The organism is Paenibacillus sp. M2 (assembly GCF_046713495.1).
Classification (GTDB): Bacteria; Bacillota; Bacilli; order Paenibacillales; family Paenibacillaceae; genus Paenibacillus; species Paenibacillus amylolyticus_B.
Genome location: NZ_CP169648.1, coordinates 6,807,582 through 6,822,923, shown reverse-complemented (window position 1 = coordinate 6,822,923; position 15,342 = coordinate 6,807,582). Strand labels below are relative to the sequence as shown.

Annotated in this window: 13 protein-coding genes; 12 read left to right on the top strand and 1 reads right to left on the bottom strand. The window is 47.0% G+C overall.

Features of this window, described 5'->3' with window-relative positions:
• The first annotated feature begins 118 nt into the window (after positions 1-118).
• From ACETMN_RS31010 to ACETMN_RS30990, 5 genes are all read left to right on the top strand, one after another.
• Positions 119-1,612, top strand: a complete 1,494-nt coding sequence (locus ACETMN_RS31010; protein ID WP_411735504.1) for a cobyrinate a,c-diamide synthase — start codon at positions 119-121, stop codon at positions 1,610-1,612.
• A gap of 185 nt (positions 1,613-1,797) precedes the next feature.
• Positions 1,798-2,520 carry an SDR family oxidoreductase gene (locus ACETMN_RS31005; RefSeq protein ID WP_223199797.1) on the top strand — a complete coding sequence of 241 codons (723 nt, stop codon included), beginning with the start codon at positions 1,798-1,800 and terminating at the stop codon, positions 2,518-2,520.
• Positions 2,521-2,562: 42 nt separating this feature from the next.
• Positions 2,563-3,201, top strand: a complete 639-nt coding sequence (locus ACETMN_RS31000) for a ThuA domain-containing protein (protein ID WP_210109272.1) — start codon at positions 2,563-2,565, stop codon at positions 3,199-3,201.
• Between the two features lie 72 nt (positions 3,202-3,273).
• Positions 3,274-3,654, top strand: coding sequence for a phasin family protein (locus ACETMN_RS30995; protein ID WP_091012767.1), 381 nt, complete (start codon positions 3,274-3,276; stop codon positions 3,652-3,654).
• Positions 3,655-5,325, top strand: a complete 1,671-nt coding sequence (locus ACETMN_RS30990; RefSeq protein WP_192134889.1) for an ABC1 kinase family protein — start codon at positions 3,655-3,657, stop codon at positions 5,323-5,325.
• 192 nt (positions 5,326-5,517) lie between these two features.
• On the opposite strand, the gene ACETMN_RS30985 is transcribed toward ACETMN_RS30990, so the two are convergent.
• The gene (locus tag ACETMN_RS30985) at positions 5,518-6,144 is read right to left on the bottom strand and encodes a response regulator (RefSeq protein ID WP_091012790.1); all 627 of its coding nucleotides are present in this window, start codon (positions 6,142-6,144) and stop codon (positions 5,518-5,520) included.
• A 379-nt stretch (positions 6,145-6,523) separates the two neighbouring features.
• Between ACETMN_RS30985 and ACETMN_RS30980 the strand changes: the two genes are divergently transcribed.
• Genes ACETMN_RS30980 through ACETMN_RS30950 form a run of 7 tightly spaced genes read left to right on the top strand, consistent with a single transcriptional unit; the run spans position 6,524 to position 14,769 of the window.
• Entirely contained in the window at positions 6,524-6,793 is a 270-nt protein-coding gene (locus tag ACETMN_RS30980; protein ID WP_105600223.1) for a PqqD family peptide modification chaperone, read from the top strand.
• Positions 6,790-7,254 carry a lasso peptide biosynthesis B2 protein gene (locus tag ACETMN_RS30975; RefSeq protein ID WP_091012794.1) on the top strand — a complete coding sequence of 155 codons (465 nt, stop codon included), beginning with the start codon at positions 6,790-6,792 and terminating at the stop codon, positions 7,252-7,254. The genes ACETMN_RS30980 and ACETMN_RS30975 overlap by 4 nt, the downstream gene beginning before the upstream one ends.
• Positions 7,251-9,257: an asparagine synthase family protein gene (locus ACETMN_RS30970; protein WP_222215840.1), complete on the top strand. Its 2,007-nt coding sequence runs from the start codon at positions 7,251-7,253 to the stop codon at positions 9,255-9,257. The genes ACETMN_RS30975 and ACETMN_RS30970 overlap by 4 nt, the downstream gene beginning before the upstream one ends.
• A 34-nt stretch (positions 9,258-9,291) precedes the next feature.
• The gene (locus tag ACETMN_RS30965) at positions 9,292-11,253 is read left to right on the top strand and encodes an ABC transporter ATP-binding protein (protein ID WP_411735503.1); all 1,962 of its coding nucleotides are present in this window, start codon (positions 9,292-9,294) and stop codon (positions 11,251-11,253) included.
• Complete coding sequence (locus ACETMN_RS30960; protein WP_411735502.1) at positions 11,250-13,055, top strand: ABC transporter ATP-binding protein; 1,806 nt, start codon at positions 11,250-11,252, stop codon at positions 13,053-13,055. The genes ACETMN_RS30965 and ACETMN_RS30960 overlap by 4 nt, the downstream gene beginning before the upstream one ends.
• A 14-nt stretch (positions 13,056-13,069) precedes the next feature.
• Positions 13,070-13,531 carry a GNAT family N-acetyltransferase gene (locus ACETMN_RS30955; RefSeq protein WP_091012799.1) on the top strand — a complete coding sequence of 154 codons (462 nt, stop codon included), beginning with the start codon at positions 13,070-13,072 and terminating at the stop codon, positions 13,529-13,531.
• 23 nt (positions 13,532-13,554) lie between these two features.
• On the top strand, positions 13,555-14,769 hold the full coding sequence (locus ACETMN_RS30950; protein ID WP_411735501.1) for a clostripain-related cysteine peptidase: 1,215 nt from the start codon (positions 13,555-13,557) through the stop codon (positions 14,767-14,769).
• Positions 14,770-15,342: the final 573 nt, after the last annotated feature.

Below are 15,342 nucleotides of genomic sequence, written 5' to 3'. Positions count from 1 at the left end.
TGATGCGGTTTTGTTTAGATTATAGAATGTATACGTTACAACTAAAACACGAATGTACATCCTTGATAGTGCTTCGATCAGAAGTTTCTGTTATCTCGAAGAAAAGGTGAATATGACGATGACCATTGCAGATCGTAACGCCAGACCCCGACTGATCATTGCAGGCACCGGAAGTGGTGCAGGGAAAACGACAGTAACTTTGGGGCTAATGAGAGCACTAGCTCAGCGTGGCTTGAGTGTACAAGGGTTCAAATGCGGCCCGGACTATATTGATCCGACATACCATACCGCCGTCACGGGCAGACCGTCACGTAATCTGGATGCATGGATGACATCGCCTGAGTATGTGAGAGATACGTTCAGGAAGGCATCGGCGGGACACGATATTTCCATTATTGAGGGCGTTATGGGCCTCTACGATGGCAAAGATCCACTCAGCAATACAGGCTCAACTGCAGAGATTGCTCTGGTCACGCAAACCCCTGTGATCCTGGTCGTGGATGTACGCAGCATGGCTCGCAGTGCAGCTGCAATTGTACTAGGTTTTCAACAGTTGGAGCCTGAATTACATATTGCCGGAGTGATTGTCAACCGTTGTGGAAGTGCGGGTCATTATACCATAGTGAAAAAAGCCATTGAGCAGATGTGTGGCATTCCGGTGGTTGGTTGGCTGAAGTGGGACGAAGACATGTCTATCCCGGAGAGACATCTGGGACTGGTGCCTGCCATTGAGCGCGGCGAACTGGAACCATTATTCCAACGTGCTGCCGATGTGCTGATGGAAGGCACCAATCTGGATCTTCTGCTGGATCTGGCAGCAAGTGCCCCGCCGCTAAATGTAGAAGAAATGAGCCCTTCAACCACTGCCCACACGGATTCAGATCAGGCTGAATCAGGCTCAAATTACGATTCACATTCCGATTCAGTGACCAACGTTAATAATCGACATGTACCATATGTGGTACGGCCTGTTATTGCCGTTGCGCGCGATGCAGCATTTAATTTCTATTACCCCGATAATCTGGAATTGCTGGAAGCAGCCGGGGCCCGATTACAATACTTCAGTCCGCTCGCTGGTGAAGATATTCCAACGGATGTGGATGGCATCTATTTGGGTGGTGGATTTCCTGAGGAATTTGCAGCAGAGATTGCCGTTAACCAAGGGTTCTTGGAAGGACTTCGACAGGCAGCACAATCCAACATGCCTTTATTTGCCGAGTGTGGTGGTTACATGGTGCTTGGAGAAACGTTGACCGACCGCGAGGGTGCCACCTTCCACATGGCGGGGATTATCCCCGCACAGGTGCAGATGCAGAAGAAGCGGGCTGCGCTTGGATACCGTGAAGCCAGTAGCGTTCAGGATTCCTTTTTGCTGAAAAAGGGTGAAGTACTTCGGGGTCATGAATTTCATTATTCCACAATGACCTATCGTGATGAAGAAACGATCCCTTATGCGTATGAGACCAAGGGATTACGTGGCTTGAAGCAAGAGGGATATGCCGCAGGCAACATTGTGGCGGGGTATACGCACGTTCATCTGGGCTCTTATCCGGCAGCCGCTCGAAGATGGGTGGAGCACTGTCTAGTCTATCGGCAGGAGCGAGATATGTAGGGATAATAGCAGCTTTTTATAGCTCAAATAGATAGCTGAATTCAATAAGCAGAATGGCTCTAATCTTTCTTTTACCTAATGAGTCTTTGGTCGTGAAGTTGGCGATCCGATTCTGAATTAAAGGTTTTCAGATGAATATGTGGAATGAATAAAAGAATAGAATCATTATGCGAGGGAGGGACATCATGATGAGAACCGTATGTGTAACGGGAGCTGCCCGGGGATTGGGATTGGCTTTGACGGCACAGATGCTGAAGAGAGGGTATCTTGTGTATGCGGCCGGTCTGGACGTGGAAGATTCCGAGGGAATTCGTAAGCTTGCAGAAGGATATCCTGACCATCTGCGCGCCATCGAACTGGATATCGCGGACGACCTGTCGGTAGCTCTGTTCACGGAGACATTGAAGCTGGATACGAATCATCTGGATATGCTGATCAATAATGCGGCTATACTAGGAAGTATTACGGATCATATCCGCGGGCCGTTGAATATGGCGGAGATGGCTGAAGTATTTAATGTGAACACCTTAGGTACACTGCGTGTGACTCATTCCCTGTTACCCCTCCTTCTTCAAGGACAGGTCAAGCTGATTGTTGATATCTCTTCCGAGGCTGGAAGTATAGAGCAATGCAGTCGGGATGGGTGGTATGCCTATTGTATGTCCAAAGCTGCTTTGAACATGCAGGCCCGTCTTGTGCACAATGGTCTGAAGAATGAAGGCGGACAAGTGATGCTTGTGCATCCCGGTTGGGTACAAAGTTATATGAGGGGCGAATTGGATGTTGCTGCGGATCTCACGCCCGAGCAATCTGCACAGCATATCGCAGTACTTATCGACCGCCATGAACAGTTTAAAGGAGATCAGCCCGCATATGTGGACTACAAGGGAGAGAAGCTCCCCTGGTAGTTGATTGATACAGTGAGGTGAACAAGAAAGGAGATTGATGGAATGGATCATCGTAAAAAAGCATTACTACTTGGTGATTATACACATCCGGATTGGCACCCGCTTCAGGGGGTGGATGCGGAGATTAGCCGAATTTTCCATGATACTATGACTGTGCAGTGCAGTGAGAACCGGAATATGCTGCTGCAAGAAAATATAACCGGATTTGATGTATGTATCTCATACATGGACGATTGGAAGGGTAAAGTCTCTCCACAGCAGACAGCAGGTTTGTTGTCCTATGTAAGTAATGGAGGTGGACTGGTCATTATACATAACGGCATTTCGCTCCAAAATCGTTATGAGCTCAAACAGATGATCGGTGCCAAGTTCCTGCATCATCCGGCGTATGCACCGCTTGAATTCACTGTAACGGCGGAAAGCCATCCCGTGACGGAGGGCATTACGAATTTCACAATGGAAGAAGAGCCGTATCAGTTCGAGTTTGGTTCCTTTGCCGAAACGAAGATATTGCTGGAATATCAATCCGAAGATGGACCAAAGCCTGCGGTTTGGGCTCATCGATATGGTGTTGGACGTATTGTTTATCTGATGCCAGGTCACCATGTACCGTCTTTTGCACACGAAACGTACCGCAAGTTACTTCTGCAAGCAGGCAAATGGGCTGCACGTTACGTCTGATCGGACTGACATTTTTGCATGCGGGGTGTAAGGGGTATAATATAGAGATCAACGAAGAGGAGGATGACAAAAATGAGCGATTTGTTCAAAAAGGCGATCTCGTTAGGGCTTGGTCTTACTGTCGTAAGCAAAGAAAAAATTGAGAAAACCGTGGATGATTTGGTCAAGCGCGGGGAACTTGCGCCCGGTGAATCCAAAGCTTTGGTTGAACGCCTGCTGGAACGGGGCGATGAAGAGCAAGGCCAGTTCAAGAGAATGATTCAAGAACAGGTCAAGCGTGTGCTTCAGGAAGCTGGTGTGGCATCCGAAAGTGATGTAACCAGTCTGGAACAGCGCGTTGCCGTTCTGGAGAAAAAACTTGCCGAACTGGGCCACTCACCACAGCTTCAACCTGATGAATCCCCAGCTCCACTTGAAGTTCCTCCTCCTCTCAAAGGAAACGAGATCGAGTAGATGGCAGTGCGAATCAAACATGTCGGCAGATACCGTGAAATTGCCATGGCGCTCGTGCGTCATGGCTTCGGTTATATGGTCGAGGAGCTGGGTTTGTTCCAGTTACTGGCTCTGCCCAGACGGTGGATGTCGCGTGAAGCACACACCACCAAAACGCTGAGTGAACGCATCAGGCTTGTGCTGCAGGAGCTGGGGCCAGCTTTCGTCAAGCTGGGGCAACTCGCAAGCACAAGGGCAGATCTGTTGCCTGAGTCTGTCATTCGTGAGTTGGTGAAGTTGCAGGATCAGGTCCCGCCGTTCTCGTCCGAGACGGCACGGGGTATTTTGGAACAGGAATTGGATACACCGCTGGAGGAGATCTTTTCCCGGTTCGAGGATACCCCTGTAGCTGCGGCCAGCATTGGACAGGTGCATCTGGGCAAACTTCAAAGCGGTGAATTGGTAGCCATCAAGATTCAGCGGCCGGGCATATCGCGTATTGTGCAGCGTGACCTGGATATCTTGCGTGAACTGACAGCCATGGCCGAGAAGCGCTGGGACTGGGTGAAGCAATATCAGATTCCGCAAATGGTCGAAGAATATGCTCAGGCACTGATGGCCGAGCTGGATTATACGGTCGAAGGCCGCAATACGGAAAAGATTGCACAGCAATACCAACAGGACAACAAGGTGAAAATCCCGACAATTTACTGGGATCAGACTTCGTCCCGTGTGCTCACTATGGAGTATATCGAAGGTATCAAACTCAATGATCGTAAAGAACTGGTCAGACGCGGTCATGATCTGAATAACATTGCCGAGCGGCTGGTGGATTCATTATTAAATCAGATTTTTATTCAGGGATTCTTTCACGCTGACCCACATCCGGGCAATCTGATGGTATTAAAGGATGGACGTCTTGCCTTTATAGACTTCGGTATGGTGGGCAGTCTGAGTGATGAGATGAAACAGCAGCTCGCTTCGCTTATTATTGGGTTAATGCGCAAAGATACAGACAGTATGATCCGGGCGATTGAGAAGCTTGGCATGATGCCAGATGACATGGACCTGCGTGGTCTTCATGTGGATTTGGACAAGTTGCGTAGCAAATATTACGATATTCCCTTTTCCAAGATCAGTGTGGGTCAGGCGTTGAATGACTTGTTCGGCGTAGCTCAGAGGCACCGGGTTGTCATGCCTGCGGATATTCTGCTGCTCGGTAAATCGTTGCTTACGATGGAAGGTGTGATTGAACATCTCGATCCTTCATTGAGCATTGTAGATATGGCCGAACCCTTTGGGCGGAAGCTGATCAAGGAACGTTTCAGCGCCGGAAGAATCAAGAATCGGTTGTTCCGCAGTGCGGCTGATATGGCTGAGAGTGTCATCGGTTTGCCAGGGCAGTTAAGGCAATTATCATCCATTATTAGCAAAGGCAAGCTGAGGCTGGAGATCAGTGTCCCTGAACTGGATGCACTCATGCGCAGAATGGATCAGATCAGCAATCGGTTGTCCTTCAGTATTGTGTTACTTGCCTTTTGTATTATCATGGTGGGCCTGATTATCGGTTCGTCGATCAGTCATCAGTCCACGATGCTGTGGGATATTCCGGTCATTGAGATTGGTTTCCTGGTGGCGATTCTGATGGTGGCTTTCCTGCTCTATTCGATATTCAAATCAGGAAGATTCTAGCATGAAAGCAAGACCCGCAAAAAGATCCTGGTAAAGGATCTTTGCGGGTCTTGCTTTATTTTTACCCGTTTATTGGAGAATGCCATATTCAGGACAGTATTTAACAATACGTGAGCGATGAAAGCTAATATAATTCCGGCTGAATCCATGCATGCTTCCAAAATGGGTACGGATTAGGCACCTCTCGTGGACTTATATCAATTTAAGAATTTTGCATTTATGAACGGCATAACTTCTGGAGCTGACCCTCAACTTTCGATAAACACGCCCCAGATGATATTCGACATTTCGAGTAGACATAAAAAGGGATTCCGCAATTTGTTTATTGGTTTCTCCTTTGGCCACCTGTTGTAGCAATTTAATTTCGAACTCGGTCAGCATAGTTTCAGGCGCGTTAAAGGAAGCTGTCGGAGTGAGAATCGATTTAAAGAAATCCAGAGAAAAGACAACCGCATCTTCCATGCACATGGAAATGCTTGTGAGCACCTGCTGTGCTGAAAAAGACTTGTCGATAAATCCGCGGATGCCTGCTTGGACGGACATTTGAAACAGCTGAATCATATCCTCTTGGGAATAGAAAAGCATGATTCTTGCATCAGGAATGATCTCCATCGTTTTAGTTGCCAGTTCAATCCCGTTGAGGTCCGGCATAGACAAGTCATACAGGTAAAGGTCTATTGCATTGGCCTGCTCTTTTATGAAGTCCAGCGTTTCAAGGGCTGAATGAAGTACGGTTACCTTCATATGGTTTTGTTCCAAAATGAGCTTCATTCCACAGGTGAATGCTTTATGATCGTCTACCAGAATTACGTTCAGCATGATATGCACCTCGTATGTATTATTTTCTTTTCGGACCGTAAAATAACCGTAAAAAGCAGGTTTGTGGAATCTTGGCGGTTATTGGGGATTGTCTTCGGACAAAACCCATTATTTCTATGATATATTAAAAATGTAATATATTTCAAGTAGAGGGGTGGTGAAGTATATGCGTAAAGTTCAAGTGGCTCCTTTGAAGAGTTATGGTGCTTTCCTAACAGTAACTCTCTCCAAGAAAAGTAAGCCGGGAGATGGAAAATTCGGTCGTGGAGTAAAACGTGGTTAATTTCAAAGGCATTATAAGTTCACCAGAGAGGGCCTTGCGGCTCTCTCTAGTCATTTCCATATACTACATATTACCTTGCAGAGAGGGGTTGCAGGCATGAAAATTGCCCGAAGCGAGGAAACTGCCACCACGTCATTAAGTGAGGAATGTATCGTGCTGGACATCAATAACGGTGAATATTTTGGGCTCGAGGGCGCGTTGATGGAGCTGTGGCTGGAACTGGAGACTGGAACAAGGGAGTTCAACCAAATTCTGAGTAAATGGAAAAGCGAATTTGATCAATCCGAAGCAGAATTAACCGTTATTTTGCAAAATGCAATTCAGGAACTCTCGGCTAAAAAACTGGTCAAGGTCGATGTCTCATGAGTAAGGCCATTCCTATCCATAACAAGGTGTATTTCACAACGGTTCATGCTTTTGTCCGCCTGTTACTACTGGAGACGGATTTTGTGGATGCTTATGAAAAAATTGCAATACATATGTACCCTCTTCATGTAAGCGCAGGCCGAAGGGAAGCGAATCGGATTGAGACGGACGAATTGTGCAGACTGGGGCAGATGATGTATGAAATGGATGAAAATGATCATCTCATCACCTCATGTGTATCCATAGCTATGACAGTTCAGGCCATTTTGTTCAGTGCTGGCTATGAAAGTGACTTGTTGATCGGTGTGAAAAAGATAGATGAAAAACTGTTCTCTCACGCATGGGTGCGTCTGGAAGACGGTCGGACCATTGACCCCAATCATAAAGGAAATGATTTGAAGGTATTGAAAATATATAATATGAGCGAATATGCCGAGAGGTGGGTGCTATCTCTGGGATGAAGATATGGATCGCTATGCAAGGCCAAAATCAAAGTATTTGGTTGGATTGGATGGATTCAATTAAAAGGTGGGCAAGGGTTACCGGTGTGAATGGTTATACGGAAGATACGTTCCATTTAGCAACGCTCTCCTACGGTTATGGAGCACAGGCTTCCAGTACTTCGGCGGATATCCGTCTTGATTTTCCCATCATTCTGGATGGCTGGGCCAGCGGCGAGCTGCAAGCCCATGCCGATGATTTCCCGTCCCTTTCATCTGATCAGCAGGAGCAGGCGTATCGTTTGCTGCAAGAGAAACCTGAATATCAACTATGCAAGTCCCAAGGGGAATTTACACTGGTGTACTGGGACCAGAAACGAAGCAGTTTAATTGTTGCTACGGATAGCTATGCAACCCGACCCGTTTATTACTGGATTAGCCCAAGAAATGAATGGTTTGTTGCCAATGATCTACGCGTGCTTTTGTTGCTTCAGGATATTCCTTTTGAGGTCGATGAAGACGTGTGCCGAATGTATCCGACTTCTGGCTTTGCTGTAGGGGAGAACGGACTGGAAGAGCGGACTTTTTTTAAAGGCATTCGCAAGCTTCCCACAGCCTCCATTGCTTGGTGGAACAATCACCAGGTGAAAGTTCAAAGCTACTGGGGAATGCGGGAACTGACAAGCAAGCCACAGCTCACGGAAGATGCTGTCCCCCAATTTCGTCAATTGCTGGAGCAGGTGACCCAGGAACGCTTTAATGGCAACAAACGAATGGTTGAATTGAGCGGAGGGCTCGACTCAGCCGCCGTTGTAGCTGCCGCCATTGCCAGCGGGAACCAAGAGCAGATTCTGGCTGTTAACATTTCTTTTGCGGAACCGGATATGATGCCAAGCCATGATAAGGATCTCGTCAAAAAAATGATGAGGGATCTGCGCATTCCCGGCTTGATCATTCATGCGGACGAAACGGCCAGAATACCCAATGCCGAAATTGGCAGGGACCCGCTATGGTTTGTGGATGGTCCAGACCCTCGAGCCAATTCGCTTGTGAATGAGACATTTACGGTGCTGGCTCGGCAATTTCGGACTGCTGCCGTTTTGACAGGTGAAGGCGGAGACTTTGTATATAGCGGCGAAGTTGCTGTCATTGATTCTTATTTCCGGCAAAAGCGTTATCGGGAAGGTATTCGTGAACTTCGGGAATGGGCTGGCAATCGAGTAGGACCTATGCTGAAAAAAGGATTTCAATATGGTTTGGCTCCATTCTTGCCTTATCTTGGTGAAAAGTGGTACTACAAGCTGTTATGGTCGGATACAGAATATGACTTGCCCGAATTCTTTACCAATGAACATCTCCAGAGAGAACGGCAGATGAATGCGGAGGAGGTTCACCGATATCGCAAAAGCAGGCCGCTAAACTACTGGGGGAAGCGTTATCATTACGACTTTCTGTGGCCTCGTGCAAGATACATGGATGCTGTAGGTGTGACCTTGCCTGCGTATCATCCGTTTCTGGACAGGCGCATAATCGAGTTTTCGTTCTCGGTTCCGCCAGAGCAGCACTTTGATCTCCTCAAGGGTGAGCAAGAAAGCTATGCCGGTTCCAAGCTGTTGCTTCGAAAAGCATTCACAGATATCTTGCCTTCGTATGTCTATAACAGGTCTTCCAAAACAACCTATGCCCATATGGCCAGGAAAAGCTTTTTGAATGACCGCCAGCATATTTTGCAATTGTTCGCGAGCGGAAAGCGTGTGTATGTTACGGAACTGGGGATTATTGACCAGAGATCGTGGTGGAAACATCTAGTCGCTATGGCGATCCGTTCGGAGGACCCGAATAATGATTTGGGTATGGGTTACCAATATATGCGCTCTGTTATCGACTTGGAGATCTGGCTGCAGGAGATGAGTCGTGGCAAAGAACATGTGCTCAACCGCTCCAGACCTTCTCCGGCAAGGATGCTCGGAGACATTGAGGAGGTCAATATGAATGAGAAGAAACGCTTGTATTTTCATGCCTGATTCAAGGACATTTCGATGATAAAGGTGCAGAAGAATGGAGAAACACATGTTTGATCATGAAGAACGGTGCAGCAGAGCACAACGAACACGGCAAACGACCCATTTGCTTGTGCGAATGTTATGGCAATCTGGTCCGGTGTTAACCTTGCTAATCATTTTGTTCATATTCATTGAGGGTGCTGTTCCAGCACTTCAGCTCTATGCCTCTAAACAAATCATCGATGGAATTGCGCCAAACGGATTAGAATCATACGCGGCACGGTGGTCTATTGTCTATGCTTGTAGCCTGGTCTTGCTTAGCATCGTGAACGCCGCACAAACCTGGCTTAAAATGCTGCTATCGGAGCGATCCGTCATTACCGTGAACAGTGTTTTGTTGGATGCCTTCGAACGTATTCCCGGCATGCGCTTTTTTGAAGAGGAGAAACACCGAAACCGGCTGGAAGCACTGCGGGATCGCTCCAATTGGTTGCCTGCACAGCTCCTGAACTTCAGCGCAAGTATGTGCACGTCTGTGTTCTCAGCTATTGGTATTATTATGCTGATTGCCGTGCTCTCTCCGATGCTGTCCATCATTCTGGTGCTGTCAACCGCTCCTTTTGCGTTCATGCAGAACCGTTACAACGAGATGGAATGGCAATATGCCAAAGAATATGCAGTTATAAGAAGAAGATTGGATTATACTCGAAGCCTAGTGATTAGTCGACGTGCCGCCAAGGAAATTCGCCTGTTTGGTTTGGGCAGCCATTTCCATAACATCTATCAACACACGTTTGCTCTGCTGTATGAACAATTTCGAATGATCCAGGCCAAAAGCGCCAAAGGAACGGTTTTTACCGGTCTTTTTTCGGGTATGGTGGCAGGAGGAGCATACTTTTGGGTAGTAAGTCAATCTGGATCGGGCTCGATTTCGTTGGGGGATATTGCTCTGTATTTAGGGGCTGTGTTTCAATTGTCTGTTTCCTTAAGAGAGATTGCCAAGGAAGGGGCAGACACGATTGATATCTGGAGAATGGGAAATGATTTCGTCTTATTTATGAATGCAGAGGAAGATATCCAGAAGCCTTCACATCCCATTCCAGTGAATGCTGGCCCCCTATCTATAGAATTCAAGGGAGTAAGCTTCAAGTATCCTTACCAGGAACAGGAGAGTGCTGCTTCCGAGGAAGCAACTGATGATTTCGACCTGGACCTGGACAGTGAGGAAATTGATGACGAAAACGAGGACGAAGTCCACGACTATGCTGAGGATGTTTATGAGAGTGAAGATAAACGTTCCCCCTGGGTTCTTGACCATATCAGTTTCAGCATATCGCCCGGGGAGCGCATCGCGATTGTTGGCGCCAATGGGTCGGGTAAAACGACACTTGTCAAGCTGTTGTGCCGCTTCTATGAGTTTTGCGAAGGCGAGATTAAAATCAACGGGGTGGATATTCGCTCGTTTGATGTCAGGGAGCTGAGAGAGCATATCTCGGTTGTTTTTCAGGAATTCGGAAAATACGAGTTATCCCTGCGCGAGAACATTATGATCGGCAGCCCGAACACACAACTGAGCGACAGGGAGATAAATCAGGCACTTCAAGATTCAAGGCTGGACCAGATCGTTTCGGCGCTGCCTCATGGAATCGAAACCCTCTTGGGCCCCGAATGGGGAGGTACTGATTTCTCAGGTGGACAATGGCAACGCGTGGCGTTAGCCAGAGCGATGGTTCGTCAAGCAGGTCTGGTCATTCTGGATGAACCGGCTGCGTCCCTTGACATTCGGGCTGAATATGAGATTTTCAATCAGTTTCAAAAAATGACAAAAGGTAAAACGGTGATCATGATTTCTCATCGGTTCAGCACGGTTAAACTAGCAGATCGAATACTTGTCCTGAAAAATGGTTGTATTGTGGAAGAAGGTAGCCATGAGGCCTTAATGTGCAAAAATGGGGAGTATGCCACCATGTTCCGTTTGCAGGGAAAATCTTTTCAAGGGGAGGAGCATATCCAGTGATAGCATTGCAACGAATCACAGCCAGGCGACGACATATGGCTTCCTCCGTTTTGTTTGGACTGTCCTTGTTATGGACATGCTCGCCAGTAAAAGTGTGTACCGTTTTTGCCATTAAAGTGCTTGAGGCATTGCTTGGTCCGCTGCTTGTGTGGCTGAGTGCCAAGATCATTGACAGATTGGCTGAGCAGCCGTTTGTTCTTGCATCATGGGATGCGCTGGCTTGGATGGTGCTGTTGTATATTGGGCTAACATTAGTTGTGGATGCCCTCCAACCCGTATCAGAGATGCACAAACGCCTGTTGACTGCAAAACTTCAAGCACATATTGATGAGTTGTTGATCAGCAAAGCAATGTCGATTCCGGATATTGCTCCTTTTGAAAAGGCAGGGTTCCATACAAAAACTCGGGTTATTCAATATAACGAATACTTCGTTACAATGTGGTTAACGATTATTTCTCAGACCATCGGAGGACTGGTCGTGATTGCAGCCGGGAGTATAATGATTGGAACGATCGCTCCCTGGGCCCCGATTGTCTTGCTGGCGTTGGTCGTTCCCAAGCTGTATTGGGAAGCGAAGCTCAACAACGCTACCTTTGAAGGACGCGAGGAGGTCCAGGAATTAAGGCGGCGTGCTGAGTATTACGCTGGTACGCCGCTCAGGCCTGAAACAGCCGGAGAGCTGAAGGTATTTGGTCTTGTTCCTTTTTTTAAGGAGAGATATCTGAACACATCACGAGAGCTTCTGCTTACACTTTCAGCCGACCAACGGAAACTGGCTCTCCATCAATTATTGTGGTCTGTGCTCCAGTCGCTGGCCGCCGGTCTCATCATTATATATCTAGTTGGACATGCGCTTTCCGGCCACTTCACAGCAGGGGACATCTTTTTATTTATTGGCGCCACTATTCAGTTGAATGAGGGAATGAATGAATTGTTTGCAGCTTTTGCGATCGGTCCTAGAGAAGCCAGACATCTGGAGAAGATTCGTTCTTTTCTCTATAGCGAGAATGAAATGGAGTCAGGCCCATGCCCTCCGGCGGTGTCTGTCAAAGAGGGCTTCCGGCTGGAAGGGGTCCGTTTCCGGTATGATGAAACCAAGGTTGTTCTGGATATCCCAGAGCTTATCATCCCTGCTGGAAAAGTGACCGTGTTGGTCGGTGAAAACGGGTCAGGTAAAAGCACGCTTGTCAAACTGCTCCTGCGCTTCTTTGATCCTAATGAAGGAGTGGTGTTTTACAACGGTATTCCGCTGTGCGAATATGATATCGCTGCCTATCGGACACAGGCTACAGCCGTATTCCAGGATTTTGTGCGCTATGAAATGAATCTTCGGGACAATATTGGACTAGGTAATCTTGCGGCTGTTAACGAGCAAAAGATAATCGAAAGAGCTGCCAAGCTGGGCGGAGTAGACGAATTTATCCACAAGCTGGGGCAAAAATATGATACACAGCTAGGCAGGCTATTCGGAGGCAGAAGCCTTTCAGGAGGAGAATGGCAGCGGATTGCATTATCCCGTGCTTTTATGAGAAAGGATGTTGCCGGATTGCTGATCATGGACGAACCATCTTCTGCGCTTGATGTGTTCATGGAGGAAGACGTGTTCCAACGAATGCGGGATTTAATGAAGAACAAGACGGTGGTCATCGTCTCGCATCGGTTGAGCACTGCACGACACGCAGATTATGTAGTCTATATGGAACAGGGCAGAATCATGGAAACGGGAACTCATAATCAATTGCTGGTGAATGGGGCAGGGTATGCCGAACTGTACAATATGCAGGCTCAAAAATACAGATAAAGAGGTGAGATGAAATGAGCGTGATTGACAATTTGCGACCGTTTACGGTAAGAGATCTGGCGATGCTGGAGGAGTGGTTTAAGGATGCAGAGGTTCATCGGCGCTTGGAGGGAATGCTTCCTTTAGACGAGTGGCATCAGCACGTGGAGCAGCATCCTGGTTATGACGTGTGGGTAGCGTTCTCGGAGGGTAAAGCCGTAGGTGTAATTATGATTGAGCAGGAGGAGCAGAATACGGGAAGCATTGCCATCGTTGTCGATCCGTCGGTTCGAGGCAGGGGCTACGGCAGAGCAGTGGTTGAAAAAGCTATGCAGCTTCCCAAACTGGAAACGATCCATAAATGGTACGCCGGAATTGAAGCTGACAACGCTGCTTGTTTGAAGTGTTTTCAGTCTACTGGTTTTGTACTGGAGAACGAAGCTCCCGATGAAGACGGTTATTTTTCTTTATGGCATATCGCTAATATTAAAGTGTAGAGCGGAAACAAGGAGGGATGGCAATGAAAAGAACAATACAGCTGTTTGTGTTCATTCTGCTTGTCTCGTTTCTTCCTATATCTGAACTAAAAGCATCCGATCGGCAGGCCGATTACACCTTTCTCATCTATATGATTGGTTCAGATATGGAAAGTGATTTTCATATGGCAAGCGATGACTTGAAGGAAATGATGAGTGTAGGCTCTTCCAGCAATGTAAATGTTGTTGTTCAGACAGGAGGGGCTCGAAGCTGGGACCATTCGTCCATTGAGTCCGGTCTGAATCAACGATGGCGTGTTGAAAAGGGGAGGTTGGCCCTTCTGGATAACGCAGGCTCACAAAATATGGATACATCCAATTCCCTTACAGATTTCATTCGCTGGGGAACCCGTGAATATCCAGCTCGGAAGCATGTGCTTATGTTCTGGGGGCACGGTCTTGGACCGATCGATGGATACGGCGGCGACGAGCACTATGGAAATAAAAAAATGAGCTTGACCGAGCTTCAAAAAGGAATTGGACGCGCCTATAACGAAACGGGAATTAAATTTGAACTCATTGGCTTCGATAATTGCAAAATGGCAAGTGTGGAGGTGGCCTATGCACTTAGGAACTATGGGGAATATATGCTTGCCTCTGTCGATTACACGAATCAGAATGGGTGGGATTATACAAAAATGCTGAAGGCAGTTCAAGAAAAGCCTGGGATTTCCACCCTTGAGTTGGGCAGAACTATTGCTCAAGGATATCTGGAACAGTCGAAGGAAAACGGCGAAGAGGAGGACCTTCAGCAATCAATCATTCGACTGGATCGGATGGAAGAGGTTATGAGGGCAGTCGAGTCATTCAGCAAAAGATTGTTAAAGCCCCAAGCTATGACAAAGGGAATAAGTCATTTGAGAAAAGCCCGGGATCAAGCCGAGGATTATGCGGACGAAGCCGATTTGGTGGATCTTGCTGATTTGTTTACCTTGATCGGCAAAAGAATGAAAGCTGAGACCGAGGCGGACCGCGTCAAAAAAACAATTCAAAAAGCGGTTGTTTATAACATGAAGTCTCCTGAACACCCCAAGGGAGAAGGAATGAGCATTTATTTTCCGAGCAAGGATGTCTATCGCTTTACGGAAAAGGTCAATATGTACCGAAAACTGGAAGTCAGCTCGAGCTATAAGGCTTTTATTACTGAATACTCGACATTGTTGTCACGTCGGCCCCAAAATACTCCAAACAAAAAGTGAACGTTGTTATATGCAACTGAAGTTAAGGAAGCAACGAAGCATGAATGAGGATGCAAGCAATGGAGCCTGTGTGAAACCACTGTACATCAGCACATAATCAGCGATAAAGCGGGAGAGCTTCTTCATACCTTTCTTGTTGGCATGGTTGGTGACTCTTCCGTGTTACCAAACAAGCAAGGTTTTTTTGTTTATGGGATCTACAAGGGTGAATAACTAACATCCTCGCTGATATATCCTGCAATGGGAACTGCTTGGTATTATTTTGTTCAAAATAGAGTATTTTTGAGTAAATTAACAAAAAAATTAGAATTTAAGAGGTATGATATTATTTTTTCAGCTTAATAGTGTTAGTACATATTACATCCTATAGTTATAATAATAGGTCAGTACATTAACGGACCCAGTTTTTCTGAGAGGGGAAAACTATAGGTGTCATGCTCTGTTCATGACGCCCTGAAGGCAAGGAAAAGAAAACGGATTTGGACGGAAGCAACCGAAACACATAGGAACGGATGGGGCGTGTTCAGAAATAATGTTGGATAGCCTAACTCTCATGCTAAAAGATTCCGGATT

Excerpts from the sequence above, each read along its gene's own strand:
- ACETMN_RS31005 (WP_223199797.1), top strand. The coding sequence starts at position 1,798 with ATGATGAGAACCGTATGTGTAACGGGAGCTGCCCGGGGATTGGGATTG.
- ACETMN_RS30950 (WP_411735501.1), top strand. The coding sequence starts at position 13,555 with ATGAAAAGAACAATACAGCTGTTTGTGTTCATTCTGCTTGTCTCGTTT.
- ACETMN_RS30980 (WP_105600223.1), top strand. The coding sequence starts at position 6,524 with ATGAAAATTGCCCGAAGCGAGGAAACTGCCACCACGTCATTAAGTGAG.
- ACETMN_RS30965 (WP_411735503.1), top strand. The coding sequence starts at position 9,292 with ATGGAGAAACACATGTTTGATCATGAAGAACGGTGCAGCAGAGCACAA.
- ACETMN_RS30985 (WP_091012790.1), bottom strand. The coding sequence starts at position 6,144 with ATGCTGAACGTAATTCTGGTAGACGATCATAAAGCATTCACCTGTGGA.
- ACETMN_RS30975 (WP_091012794.1), top strand. The coding sequence starts at position 6,790 with ATGAGTAAGGCCATTCCTATCCATAACAAGGTGTATTTCACAACGGTT.
- ACETMN_RS31010 (WP_411735504.1), top strand. The coding sequence starts at position 119 with ATGACCATTGCAGATCGTAACGCCAGACCCCGACTGATCATTGCAGGC.
- ACETMN_RS30995 (WP_091012767.1), top strand. The coding sequence starts at position 3,274 with ATGAGCGATTTGTTCAAAAAGGCGATCTCGTTAGGGCTTGGTCTTACT.
- ACETMN_RS30955 (WP_091012799.1), top strand. The coding sequence starts at position 13,070 with ATGAGCGTGATTGACAATTTGCGACCGTTTACGGTAAGAGATCTGGCG.
- ACETMN_RS31000 (WP_210109272.1), top strand. The coding sequence starts at position 2,563 with ATGGATCATCGTAAAAAAGCATTACTACTTGGTGATTATACACATCCG.
- ACETMN_RS30970 (WP_222215840.1), top strand. The coding sequence starts at position 7,251 with ATGAAGATATGGATCGCTATGCAAGGCCAAAATCAAAGTATTTGGTTG.
- ACETMN_RS30990 (WP_192134889.1), top strand. The coding sequence starts at position 3,655 with ATGGCAGTGCGAATCAAACATGTCGGCAGATACCGTGAAATTGCCATG.